Annotated in this window: 11 protein-coding genes; all 11 read left to right on the top strand. The window is 64.7% G+C overall.

The window, feature by feature from the left end; all coding sequences use genetic code 11:
* The first annotated feature begins 12 nt into the window (after positions 1–12).
* Positions 13–1,629 carry an urea ABC transporter permease subunit UrtB gene (gene urtB, locus NXT3_RS30450; protein WP_199773428.1) on the top strand — a complete coding sequence of 539 codons (1,617 nt, stop codon included), beginning with the start codon at positions 13–15 and terminating at the stop codon, positions 1,627–1,629.
* Positions 1,626–2,789 carry an urea ABC transporter permease subunit UrtC gene (urtC, locus tag NXT3_RS30445; protein WP_037416105.1) on the top strand — a complete coding sequence of 388 codons (1,164 nt, stop codon included), beginning with the start codon at positions 1,626–1,628 and terminating at the stop codon, positions 2,787–2,789. Before urtB ends, urtC begins: the two co-directional genes overlap by 4 nt.
* A gap of 5 nt (positions 2,790–2,794) precedes the next feature.
* The gene (urtD, locus tag NXT3_RS30440; protein ID WP_037416121.1) at positions 2,795–3,547 is read left to right on the top strand and encodes an urea ABC transporter ATP-binding protein UrtD; all 753 of its coding nucleotides are present in this window, start codon (positions 2,795–2,797) and stop codon (positions 3,545–3,547) included.
* A 17-nt stretch (positions 3,548–3,564) separates the two neighbouring features.
* Complete coding sequence (urtE, locus tag NXT3_RS30435; protein ID WP_097524369.1) at positions 3,565–4,260, top strand: urea ABC transporter ATP-binding subunit UrtE; 696 nt, start codon at positions 3,565–3,567, stop codon at positions 4,258–4,260.
* A gap of 236 nt (positions 4,261–4,496) precedes the next feature.
* Positions 4,497–4,889 (top strand): BRA0787 family protein, encoded by a 393-nt coding sequence (locus NXT3_RS30430; protein WP_037416112.1) that lies wholly within the window; start codon positions 4,497–4,499, stop codon positions 4,887–4,889.
* A gap of 359 nt (positions 4,890–5,248) precedes the next feature.
* Entirely contained in the window at positions 5,249–6,373 is a 1,125-nt protein-coding gene (locus NXT3_RS30425) for a sugar ABC transporter substrate-binding protein (RefSeq protein ID WP_037416124.1), read from the top strand.
* A 79-nt stretch (positions 6,374–6,452) separates the two neighbouring features.
* Positions 6,453–7,997: a sugar ABC transporter ATP-binding protein gene (locus tag NXT3_RS30420; RefSeq protein WP_097524375.1), complete on the top strand. Its 1,545-nt coding sequence runs from the start codon at positions 6,453–6,455 to the stop codon at positions 7,995–7,997.
* Positions 7,994–8,974, top strand: a complete 981-nt coding sequence (locus NXT3_RS30415) for an ABC transporter permease (protein WP_097524370.1) — start codon at positions 7,994–7,996, stop codon at positions 8,972–8,974. Before NXT3_RS30420 ends, NXT3_RS30415 begins: the two co-directional genes overlap by 4 nt.
* Positions 8,971–9,963 (top strand): ABC transporter permease, encoded by a 993-nt coding sequence (locus NXT3_RS30410; RefSeq protein ID WP_104841296.1) that lies wholly within the window; start codon positions 8,971–8,973, stop codon positions 9,961–9,963. Before NXT3_RS30415 ends, NXT3_RS30410 begins: the two co-directional genes overlap by 4 nt.
* A gap of 202 nt (positions 9,964–10,165) precedes the next feature.
* Entirely contained in the window at positions 10,166–11,446 is a 1,281-nt protein-coding gene (gene repA, locus NXT3_RS30405; protein WP_095678093.1) for a plasmid partitioning protein RepA, read from the top strand.
* 3 nt (positions 11,447–11,449) lie between these two features.
* Positions 11,450–12,508, top strand: coding sequence for a plasmid partitioning protein RepB (gene repB, locus NXT3_RS30400; RefSeq protein WP_104841295.1), 1,059 nt, complete (start codon positions 11,450–11,452; stop codon positions 12,506–12,508).
* The last annotated feature ends 87 nt before the right edge of the window (positions 12,509–12,595 follow it).

Below are 12,595 nucleotides of genomic sequence, written 5' to 3'. Positions count from 1 at the left end.
AGCGAGGGGCGAATGTACCGCATCCTTCAAACCGTGCTTTTTACCCTGGTTCTCTTCAACGCGCTCGCGACGCTGGGGCTTCGGGCGGAGGAGGGACTGCGCGATATGGTGAACGCGCTCGGCGAGGCGAAACTCTCCGACATGGACGAGCACATCGCAGCCCTCGCAAAGACCGGGGATCCCAATGTCGTGCCCATCCTCGAGGCGCTCGGCGAAGGCAATCTCTACGCCCGCAAGGCCGACGGCCAGGTGTTCCTGACGAAGGAGAGCGGTTCGACGCTGACGCTGACCGACCCGGTCACCGGCGAAAGCGCCGGCGAGGCGCCAAAGGCGGCGCTTTCCAAGGTCAAGGTCAACAACGGCGTGCGCCGCGCCGTGCGAACCGCGCTCGGCAGCCTGACACTCTTGAGTCCCGACCGGACCGCACGCCTCAAGGCCGCGCAATCCGTGCTGCAGTCTCCGAACGCCGATGCGCTCGGTGCCGTCGAGAGCGCGCTCGCCGCCGAGAAGGATGCGGAGGTTCGCGCACTGCTCGAACAGGCGCGCGCCACGACGCTGTTGATGTCCGACCGACCCGTCGCGGAGAAGAAGGAGGCGGTGCGGCTGCTCAGGGAAAAGGGCGGCCGTGAGGCGCTTCCCATTCTCTCATCGGCGCTCGGCGCGGCCGACGAGACGCTGAAGCCTGAAATCGAAGCGGCGCTCGCCAGCATCGAGCAGACACAGGCGCTCTGGGCGGCCGGCCAGAACGTCTGGTACGGCCTGTCGCTCGGCTCTGTGCTGCTGCTCGCGGCGATCGGCCTGGCGATCACCTTCGGCGTCATGGGTATCATCAACATGGCGCATGGCGAGATGGTGATGCTCGGCGCCTACACGACCTTCCTGGTGCAGGAGGTCCTGCGCAATTCCTATCCGGGTCTCTTCGACTGGTCGCTGGCGATCGCCCTGCCGCTCGCCTTCCTGGTCACCGGCGCCGTCGGCCTGGCGATGGAACGCGGCGTCATCCGCTTTCTCTACGGCCGGCCGCTCGAGACGCTGCTTGCCACCTGGGGCATATCGCTGATCCTACAGCAGTCGGTCCGCACGATCTTCGGCCCGACCAATCGCGAGGTCGGCAACCCCTCCTGGATGTCCGGCGCCTTCGAGCTCGGCGGGTTGACGATCACCTGGAACCGCCTCTGGATCATTCTCTTCGCACTCGCCGTCTTTGCCGCGCTGCTCTTCCTCCTGAAGAAGACGCCGATGGGCCTGCAGATGCGGGCGGTGACGCAGAACCGCCGCATGGCCTCCTCCATGGGCATCCGCACGCCCTGGGTGGATGCGCTGACCTTCGCGCTCGGCTCTGGCATTGCCGGCATGGCGGGCGTGGCACTCTCGCAGATCGACAACGTCTCGCCGAATCTCGGCCAGGGCTACATCATCGACAGCTTCATGGTCGTGGTCTTCGGCGGGGTCGGCAATCTCTGGGGCACGCTCGTCGGGGCCTTCTCGCTCGGCATCCTCAACAAGTTCCTGGAGCCCTATGCCGGCGCCGTGCTCGGCAAGATCCTCGTGCTCGTGCTGATCATTCTCTTCATTCAGAAGCGGCCGCGCGGGCTGTTCGCACTCAAGGGCCGGGCGGTGGAAGCATGATCACCTCGTTTCTCATCAAATCGCTGGATCGAACGATCGTCGTCGCCGTGGCACTCCTGCTCGCGCTCGCGGCGCTCGTGCCGGCGCTCAACCTCCTGACTGCGCCGGACCATCCATTGCACGTGCCGACCTATCTGGTCTCGCTGTTCGGCAAGTACCTGACCTATGCGCTGCTCGCCCTGGCGCTCGATCTCGTCTGGGGCTTCTGTGGCATTCTTTCGCTCGGGCATGCCGCCTTCTTCGCGCTCGGCGGCTATGCGATCGGCATGTATCTGATGCGCCAGATCGGTGCGCGCGGCTCCTACGGCAACCCGCTGCTTCCGGATTTCATGGTGTTTCTCAACTGGAAGGAACTGCCCTGGTTCTGGCACGGCTTCGACATGTTCTGGTTCGCGGCCCTGATGGTCGTCCTCGTGCCGGGGCTGCTGGCCTTCGTCTTCGGTTGGTTCGCCTTCCGCTCGCGCGTCAACGGCGTCTATCTGTCGATCATCACTCAGGCGATGACCTATGCGCTGCTGCTCGCCTTCTTCCGCAACGACATGGGCTTCGGCGGCAATAACGGGCTGACCGATTTCAAGGACATACTCGGCTTCAACATCCAGGCGGACGGTACGCGGGCCGCGCTCTTTGCGGCCTCGGCACTGGCGCTCGCCCTCTCGCTGGTCGTGACCTCGGGTATCGTGCGCTCGAAATTTGGCAAGGTGCTGGTGGCGCTGCGCGATGCCGAAAGCCGCACCCGCTTCCTTGGCTACCGGGTCGAGCACATGAAGCTTTTCGCCTTCACCGTCTCGGCGATGATGGCGGGTGTCGCCGGCGCCCTCTACGTGCCGCAGGTTGGCATCATCAATCCGGGCGAGTTCGAGCCGGGCAACTCGATCGAGGTGGTCATCTGGACGGCCGTCGGCGGCCGCGGCACGCTCATCGGGCCAATCATCGGCGCCATCCTCGTCAACGGTGGCAAGAGTATCTTCACCGCCGCCTTCCCGGAATTCTGGCTCTTTGCGCTCGGCGGGCTCTTCGTCCTCGTCACGCTGTTCCTGCCGAAGGGCGTCGTCGGCACGGCCCAGCACTATCTAGCCCGGCGCCGCGCCTATCGTGCCGCCAGCCGATCCGAGAACGGGACCGGCTTGCCCGACGCCGAACCGATGGCCGCGGAGTGATCGCCATGACCGAGAAGAAACCGAAAAGCCTGCTCTATCTCGACGGCGTCTCCGTCTCCTTCGACGGCTTCAAGGCGCTGAATTCGCTCTCCTTCATCATCGAGCCGGGGGAACTGCGTGCCATCATCGGGCCGAACGGCGCCGGCAAGACGACGATGATGGACATCATTACCGGCAAGACGCGGCCCAACGAGGGCGAGGTGTTCTTCAAGGGCGACATCGATCTCACCAGAAGGGATGAGGCGGAGATCGCCCAGCTCGGCATCGGCCGGAAGTTCCAGAAGCCGACGGTCTTCGAGAGCCACACGGTCTGGGATAATCTCGAACTGGCGCTCAACCGCAGCCGCGGCGTCTTCGCGACGCTGTTCTACCGGCTGACGCGCGAGGACAAGGCGCGCATCGAGGAGATTCTTGAGACGGTGCGGCTGACGGCGCGCCGCGATGATCTCGCCGCCAATCTCTCGCACGGCCAGAAGCAGTGGCTGGAAATCGGCATGCTGCTCGCCCAGGAGCCGGAATTGCTGCTCGTCGACGAGCCGGTCGCCGGCATGACGGATGCGGAGACCGCGGAAACGGCGATCCTCCTTAAGGAGATTGCCAAGACCCGCTCGGTCGTCGTCGTCGAGCACGACATGGGTTTCATCCGCGAGCTCGGCGTCAAGGTCACCTGTCTCGCCGAAGGTTCGGTGCTGGCGGAAGGCTCGATCGATTTCGTCAGCAACGATCCGAAGGTGATCGAGAACTATCTCGGCCGGTAGCGCGTGAGGGGCAAACCATGTTGAGCGTCGACAACGTCAATCTGCACTACGGCGCTGCCCAGGCGCTTCGCAATGTCTCGTTCAAGGCCGAGATGGGCAAGATCACCTGCGTGCTCGGCCGCAATGGCGTCGGCAAGTCCAGCCTCTTGCGGGCAATTACCGGCCAGCATCCCGTGAGTTCCGGGGCAATCGCCTTCAACGGCACGGCGCTCGATGGACTGGCGCCGTTCCGGCGGGCGAAGCAGGGGATCGGCTACGTGCCGCAGGGCCGCGAGATCTTTCCGCTGCTGACGGTTAAGGAGAATCTCGAGACAGGCTATGCGCCGCTGAAGCGGGCCGAGCGCTCGATCCCGGAAGACATCTTCAGCCTCTTTCCGGTTCTGCAGACCATGCTCGGCCGGCGCGGCGGCGATCTTTCCGGCGGCCAGCAGCAACAGCTCGCCATCGCCCGGGCGCTTGTCACCCGACCCAAGATCCTCGTGCTCGACGAGCCGACCGAGGGCATCCAGCCGTCGATCATCAAGGACATCGGCCGGGCGATCCGTTATCTGAGGGATTCGACCGGCATGGCCATCCTGCTCGTCGAGCAGTATCTCGATTTCTGCCGCGAGCTTGCGGACCAGGTCTACATCATGGATCGCGGCGCATTCGTTCATGAGGGGCCGGCGGAGACGCTGGACACGCCGGAAGCGCGTCGGCATCTGACGGTTTAGCTGTTTTCCACAGGCGCAAATTCCCCCCGGCAAATCAGCAACTTGAGTCTGCGTTGACGATATCGAGTGTTGGGATTGCGTCAGAAATCCCACCATTTTAATCGATTGTGTTTGCGCGCTCCTGTGCTTTGAACCATACTGCCGCCGCACGCTTTATGAAGGAGCATCACAAACCGTTACCGCTGACAGAATTGGCCATTTCGCGTTTCCGGCCTAACCACTCGGAGGAGACCCTAATGACGAATTTCCTGCCCGCCCTTTACGAAGGGCATGCCCCAATCACGCTGCAGACCCTCTTCAGGGATGCGCTCGAAGCCTATGACGATTGGGACGAAGACATGCCCGAACCGATCGTTGCCTTTGAAGGCAAGGTGGTGCCGATCAGCGCCGTATTCGATTGGATGAAACCCTGCACCGACATCATGCCCGCCAACATGCTGGGCATCGTCACCGACCGGCTGACGAAGCCCTGGAGCGGTTCGGGCCCGCTCGACGAGATGACCATCTCGACCGCCGCCCGCGTCATGTCCGTCCTCGTCAAGCGACGCGTCAGACGCTTCGGCCGCGGCTCGATCGAGGCCTTCGCCGACCGTTTCAACCAGCCCCTGCGCCCCAGCCAACAGGGTTGAACCGACACCTTCGAAGCGGCGTTGCCGACGGCAGCGCTGTTTCGCAGGCAGCCCCTCCGGCCTTGTCGAAGCCGCCGCTTTACACAGGATATTGGTAACGCTACCATTTCGTTCGGACGCCTCGGGAGGAGCCTGTCTGGCGTCACTGGACTCGCGTATCGACAAGTCGTGCCGGATCGGCCTCTGAAGCACTTGGGATCGGGTGACCGAAACCGGAAGTGAGCTTCGTTGTGTTCTGGAGCAATTTCGACTGCGTTCAACGGTCACTGCTCCAGGCCGCAGACATGTCTGCGGCGAACATCGATGGCGGCGCCCGCTCGCTCGATGCCCAGTCCCGCCTGTTAATGGGAGGGAATTCGATGACCACATCATTTGTCAGCGGCATTCTCACCGCCGCTGCATTCGCACTTCTATCGACCACCGCCGCCGCAGAACCTGAAATCGTCAGCGGTCCCGCGGCCGAACCGGATTGCTTCGTGCCGTGGACGGCCGAAACCAAATTCTTCAAGTTCCCTAAGAAGGACGGTCCCTATCGTATCGCGCTCGCCAACGGCTTCATTGCCAACACCTGGCGCATCCAGATGATCCAGACGGCCAAGGCCTATGCCGCGCAGCCGGATGTCGCGGCGAAGCTCAAGGAGTTCAAGGTCGTCTCGACCGGCGAGGACGTGCCGGCGCAGATCTCGGCGATCAACAACTTTATCGATTCCGGCTATGACGCGATCATCGTCAACGCCCAGAACCCGACTGCCTTCGGCCCGGTCATCAAGCGCGCCAAGGAAGCCGGCATCGTCCTCGTCGCCTTCGACAACATTCTCGATACCGAGGATGCGATCAACGTCAATGTCGACCAGAAGGGTCTTGGCGTGCTCTGGGCCAATTGGCTCGCCAAGCATCTTCCGGAGGGCGGCAAGATCCTCGAGGTGCGTGGCGTCGCCGGCACGTCCGTTGACACCGACCGCCACAACGGCATTCATGAAACCTTCGCGGCGACCGGCAAGAAATGGGACGTCGTCGAGGTGATCGGCAAGTGGGACGACCCGACCGCCCAGAAGGCGACGGCGGATGCGATCGCCGTGCACAAGAAATTCGACGGGATCACCGCGCAGGGCGGCGATACCGGCGTCGTGCAGGCGATGATCGATGCCGGGCATCCCTTCGTGCCCTTCGGCGGCGAGACGGAGAACGGCTTCCGCAAGTTCTGCGCCAAGCATGCCGGCGAGGGCCTGAAATGCTCGTCGGCGGGCACCGGTCCGGCGCAGGTCGCGGTCGCCATCAAGACGGCGATCGCAGCGCTCGAGGGCCAAGTGGTGCCGCAATCGATCAAGCTGCCGCTGGCGATCGTCGAGGATCCGAACTTCAAGGAAGGTCAGGACTTCTATCCCGACCAGTCGGATAACTTCTTCGTCGGCAATGCTTTCCCCACCTGCGGCATCAACTTCACGGCCCAGGAGATCATGGGTCAGACCAAGGAGAACCAGTAGGTTCTTCCTCAAGCACTGAAAATGTCGCGCGCCTCGCGTGCGCGGCATGCCCGTGACGAACCCTGATCCGAGGCGCCTCATGACCGCAGCCGAGACACCGCCGCCGCTCTTCCAGATGGAAGGTGTATCGAAGCGCTATGGCGGTGTCCGCGCATTGGAGAAGGCCCGGCTCGAAGTGGTGCCGGGCCGAATTCATGCGATCCTCGGCGAGAACGGCGCCGGCAAGTCGACGCTGATCAAGATCATGGCCGGCGTGGTCGCGCCGGACGAAGGACGTCTCCTGCTCGACGGCCGCGAGGTTGCCTTTCGATCACCGGCCGAGGCCGCGGCGGCAGGCATTGCCTGCGTCTTCCAGGAACTGTCGCTGATCCCGGACCTGAGCGTCGCCGACAATATCGCCCTTGCCAATCCGCCCCGCCGTTTCGGCATGATCGACCGGCGCGCCCAGCGGACGCTCGCCGAGGAAGCGCTCGCCCGAGCCGGAGCCGAGGATATCCACCCGCGCGCCGCCGTGAGGGATTTGCCTCTGTCGCGCCGGCAGATGGTCGAGATCGCCAAGGCGCTCGCCTCGAAGCCGCGCGCGCTGATCCTCGACGAGGCGACCTCGGCGCTGACTGCCGGCGACGTCGCCAAGGTCTTTGCGGTGCTGAAACGGCTGCGGGAAGATGGTCTGGCGCTGCTCTACATCTCGCATCGCATGCATGAGATCGCCGAACTCGCCGATACCTGCACGGTTTTTCGCAATGGTCGCAATGTCGCGAGCTTTGCCGCCGGCAGCCGCAGCAATAGCGAGATCGTCGAGATGATGATCGGCCGCGAATACAGCAACGTCTTTCCGCCGCGCCACGCGGTAGCGAGGCCGGCGAGAGCGCCCGTGCTCGAATGCCGCGATCTCGGCTGGAGCGATCGGCTGCGCGAAATCTCCTTTTCGGTGGGCGAGGGAGAGGTCGTGGGCCTCGGCGGTCTCGAGGGCCAGGGTCAGCGGCTGCTTCTCCTGGCGCTCTTCGGCGTATTGCGCGGCACGACCGGCTCGGTGCTCGTCGACGGATCGCCGGTTTCGATTAGCGGGCCGGCAGCGGCGCGAAAAGCGCCGCTCTCCATGGCGCTCATCCCGGAGGACCGCAAGACCGAAGGCTTGATGCTGCCGATGACGGTCCGGGAAAATCTCTCCTTCGCCGCCCTCGACCGGGTCTCGCGCAGCGGAGTCATCGACCGGACGAAGGAGGAGCAGTCGATCGACGACATGGTGCGGCTGCTGGAAATCAAGACCGCCGGCCTCGACGTGCCCGTCGGCACGCTTTCGGGCGGTAACCAGCAAAAGGTGGTCATCGCCAAATGGCTGATGCGCAAACCGCGGATCATATTGCTCAACGATCCGACGCGCGGCATCGATGTCGGCACCAAGCAGGAGCTTTACCAATTGCTGCGGCGGCTGGCGGAGGCCGGTGCGGCGATTGTCTTCTATTCGACCGACTATGACGAGTTGATCGGCTGCTGCGACCGGGTCCTGGTCCTCTTTGACGGTCGCATCGTCCGCGAACTTCAGGGCGGCGCGATCAGCGAGCGGGCATTGATCGCCAGCGCCCTCAACGTCGAGACAGGGCAGGAGGGAACGGCCGCATGAGCGAATGGCGCTACTGGCTGAACGAACAGCGCGGCACGCTGACGGGGCTGGCGATCTTCCTGGTGATGTTCGTCGTCTATGTCGCCAACCATCCGGCCGGCTTCACCGCCAATGTCGTGCACACGGCCGCCAACAAGGGCGTGCTGCTCGCCTTCGTCGCCATGGCCCAGGCGCTGGTGGTGATCACCGCCGGGATCGACCTTTCGGTCGGCATGATCCTGGTGCTCACCAATTGTCTGGCCTCCTGGATCGTCGTCGGCGGCGCCGTGCCGACGAGCCTTGGCGTGGTCGCCGTGCTGGCGACCGGAACGCTCTGCGGCGCGATCAACGGCCTGCTGGTGATCTACGGCCGCCTGCAGCCGATCGTCGCGACCATCGCGACAGGTGCCGTCTATTTCGGCCTGGCGTTGTTACTCCGGCCCTTTCCCGGCGGCTCCGTCAACGAGGATCTCGCCGACGCGCTGACCGGCCGCCTCTTCGGCGTCGTGCCGTCGAGCCTCGTGGCGCTTGCCGCCGTCGTCCTGCTCGTCTGGCTGCCGTTTCGACGATCGGTCGCCGGGCGGGCCGCCTATGCGGCGGGTTCTTCCGAGCCGGCCGCCTTCATGTCTGGTGTGCCGATCCGGCGCGGCAAGTTCGCGGCCTACCTGCTGGGAGGGCTGCTCGCCGGAATGGGCGGATTGTTTCTCACCTTCTTCACCTATACCGGCGAGGCGGCCTATGCGAGCGGCAGCGCCTATACGCTCTGGTCGATTGCCGCCGTCGTGCTCGGCGGCGTGTCGCTCTATGGCGGCCGCGGCAGCGCCGTCGGGGCGATCTTCGGCGCCTTTGCCGCGCGCACCACCGGCGACATGCTGTTTGCCTTCGATGTCGAGCCGCTCTGGCAGCCGCTCCTCCAGGGCATCGTGCTGATGATCGCCGTCAGCCTCGGGTCGCTGGCGCTGCTGCGCGTGCGAAACCGTCTGGACTGGTTCCAATGAGCGAGACGTCCGAAAGCCGCTTGTCCGTCAGGGCACGCCTGCCGGGCTTCCTCCGCCGCGCAGATCCGGCCGTCGTCACCGCTTTCGGCTGCATTCTGCTGCTTCTTCTTCTCGGCAGCCTCTATTCAAGCAATTTCCTCTCGCCCGATTACCTGCTGCAGCAGCTCAAGGTCGCGTCTTTCCTCGGCGTGGTGGCCGCCGGAATGATGGTCGTCATCCTGCTCGGCCATATTGACCTTTCGGTGCCCTGGGTGATGACGATGGGTGCGATGATGGCCTGCGCCGCGGCCGGATTCGGATCTGCAGGCGCCTTTATCGCCATCCCGGTGGGGGTCCTCTCCGGCATGGCCTTCGGCCTCCTGAACGGCATCGGCGTCGCCTTTCTGCGTATTCCTTCGATGATCGTGACGCTCGCCTCGAATGTCGTGGCTCAGGGGCTGATGGTCGTCTATACCGGCGGCTTCTCGCCGCAGGATTCGGCCCCGCATGCCATCCGCTGGCTTGCCACAGGCGCCCTCGTGCCGGGCGTTCCGAACGCCATCCTCGTCTGGATCGCCGTCAGTGCGGCGATGGTGTTCCTGCTCACCCGCACGGCCTTTGGCCGCGCCGTCTACGGCATCGGCAACAGCGAGCGCGCCGCCTTCCTCTCCGGCGTCGGCACGCGTCGCGTCGTGATGATCGCCTTCGTCGTCTCCGGTGGCTTGAGCGCCTTCGGCGGCGTGCTGCTTGCAGGCTATGCCTCGAAGGCGGCGCAGGCGATGGGCGACGCCTATCTGCTGCCGTCGATCGCCGCGGTCGTGCTCGGCGGCACCTCGATTCTCGGCGGCCGCGGCTCCTATTTCGGCACGGTCGCCGGCGTCATCCTGATCACGCTGCTGCAATCCATCCTCTCGGTCATGCAGATGCCGGAAGCGGGCCGCCAGATCGTCTACGGCATCGTCGTCATCGTCATGCTGTTGCTTTACGGCCGCGCGCCTCCGAGCCGCTGAGGGCGGGAGAAATGGCTTGACGCGAATCAGCAGATGAATCATTCCTGTAACGGAATAGATCGCATATTCCATATTTCAGCGTAGTTCAGCGATTGCTCTGTTAGGGAATGCGGCGGGCGCATCTGTGCGGCCGGCGAACGGATGGCCGTTGCCATTTTTTCGTCCGCCGCGGGATGGTGAATAAGCACGAGGGGTTGTCACGATGGACATGACAGGATCGGCCGTGGACGCCGCAAGCGCAGTGGGCAAGGCGGCGGCCGCCGGCACCGGATCTCGCAGGCCGGCGGACGAGGCGATCGCGGCTGATGCGCGGGCGCTTTCCGAGCAGCTGAAGGCGATGCGCGACCGGCTGTTCGCGCCGACAGCGATGAAGACGCTCCGGAGCTTCACCTCCGGCGAGGCCGCCAAGCTGATCGGCGTCTCCGACGGCTATCTCCGGCAATTGTCGCTTGCCGGCGAGGGGCCGCAGCCCGATACCGGAATCGGCGGACGGCGCTCCTATTCGCTTGCCGACATCAATGCGCTGCGCCGCCACCTCGCCGAACAGGCGCTCGCCAAGGGCAATGCCGCCAAGGCGCGTGCCTATGTGAACTGGCGCGACGAAACGCGCGGCGAGCATCTGCAGGTCATCTCCGTCACCAATTTCAAGGGCGGCTCCGGCAAGACGACCTCGTCCGTCCATCTGGCGCAATATCTGGCCTTGACCGGCCATCGGGTGCTGGCGGTGGATCTCGACCCGCAGGCCTCGCTTTCGGCGCTGTTCGGCTATCAGCCGGAGCTCGATCTCACCGGCAACGACACCCTCTATGGCTCGATCCGCTATGACGCCGAGGCGCGGCCGCTGAAAGAGATCATCCGCAAGACCTATTTCGACGGCCTCGACCTGGTGCCGGGCAATCTCGAACTACAGGAATTCGAGCACACGACGCCGCAGGCGTTGAGTGCGCGGCAGAACGGCGCCGATGCCGGGCCGCTGTTCTTCGCTCGCGTGCAGGCGGCACTCGCCAGCGTCGCCGATGACTACGACGTCGTCGTCATCGACTGCCCGCCGCAGCTCGGCTATCTGACGCTCTCGGCGCTCTGCGCCTCGACCTCGGTCATCGTCACCGTGCATCCGCAGATGCTCGACGTCGCCTCGATGAACCAGTTCCTCTACATGACCTCCGATCTCTTGAGCGTCGTGCGCGAGGCGGGCGGCGAGCTCAATTTCGACTTCCTGCGCTATCTCGTCACCCGCTTCGAGCCAAATGACGGGCCGCAGGCACAGATCGTCGGCTTTATGCGCTCGCTCTTCGGTGACCGGGTGCTGACCTCGGCGATGGTGAAGTCGACGGCGATCTCGGATGCGGGATTGACCAAGCAAACGCTCTACGAGGTCGGCCGCGAGAACTTCACCCGCGCCACCTATGACCGGGCGATCGAGTCGCTGAACGCCGTCAACGGCGAGATCGAGGCTCTCATTCACGCGGCCTGGGGGCGCTAAGTCATGGCTGGCAACAACCGGAAGAACGAATTGCGGGCGCTGTTCATGGGCGGTGCGCCCGCTGCCGCTCTGCAGCCCCCGACCGACCAGCCGCCGGCCGGGCCGAGTGAGTTGACACCTGTCAACACCCAGCCCGCCGCCCCGCGCGCCGCGTCCGGCGCCGTCAAGGCCATGGGCCTTTCGCTCGGCAGCATCACCCGCGAGGCGGAAGAGGCGCGGGTGCTCCGCGAGGCCCTGACCCAGGGCGAGCGCGTCGTCGCGCTCGATCCGGCGCTTGTCGAGGCCTCCTTCATCGAGGACCGGATGACTGACGGCGAGGTCGACGACCCGGATTTCCTCGCGCTCGTCGAAAGCATTCGCGAGAACGGCCAGCAATCGCCGATCCTCGTGCGCCCGCATCCGGAAAAGCAGGGCTACTACCAGACCGCCTACGGCCACCGCCGCCTGAAGGCCGTGCGCCGGCTCGAACTGCAGGTGAAGGCGATCGTCCGGCCGTTGACGGATGACGAGCTGGTGCTGGCCCAAGGCAAGGAGAATGCCGAGCGACGCAACCTCTCCTTCATCGAGCGGGCGCTTTTTGCCGCCGCACTTGCCGCCCGCGGCTTCGACCGCAAGGTGATCGGCGACGCGCTTGCCGTGCAGAAAAGCGAATTGTCGCGCCTGCTGCAAGTCGCCGACAGCGTGCCCCACGCACTCGCCCGTGCCATCGGCCCGGCGCCGAAGGCCGGTCGCGAGCGCTGGATGGCGATCGGCACCTTGCTGGAAAACAACGAGGCGAGGGAGCTGGCCGAAGAGGAGATAGGCGCGCCGCGCTTCCGTAGCGCCGATACGGACCAGCGCTTCCAATTCCTCTTCAACCGCCTGTCTCAGAGCGACAAGCCGGAACCGGAAAAGCCGGAGGAACTGAAGGACGAGGCGGGTCGAGTCTTCGCGCGGCTGAGGCTCGACGGGAAAGCGCCGAAGATCGAGTTTCTTCCAGGCACCCACCCGGCTTTCCTCAAGGAGGCAGTGTCGATGCTGGCGAAATGGCATGCGACATTCGTGAAGAACCAGAAGCCGTAGTCCTTGTTTCGGCGCGCGGCCGCAGAACCTCCCCAGGAGGTGCCACAGGGGCCACAGGGGAGAGGTGCTAGCCGGGCTGCACCTTCT

Source organism: Sinorhizobium fredii, from assembly GCF_002944405.1.
Taxonomy (GTDB): Bacteria; Pseudomonadota; Alphaproteobacteria; order Rhizobiales; family Rhizobiaceae; genus Sinorhizobium; species Sinorhizobium fredii_C.
This window is presented reverse-complemented; position numbering and strand designations above follow the sequence as displayed.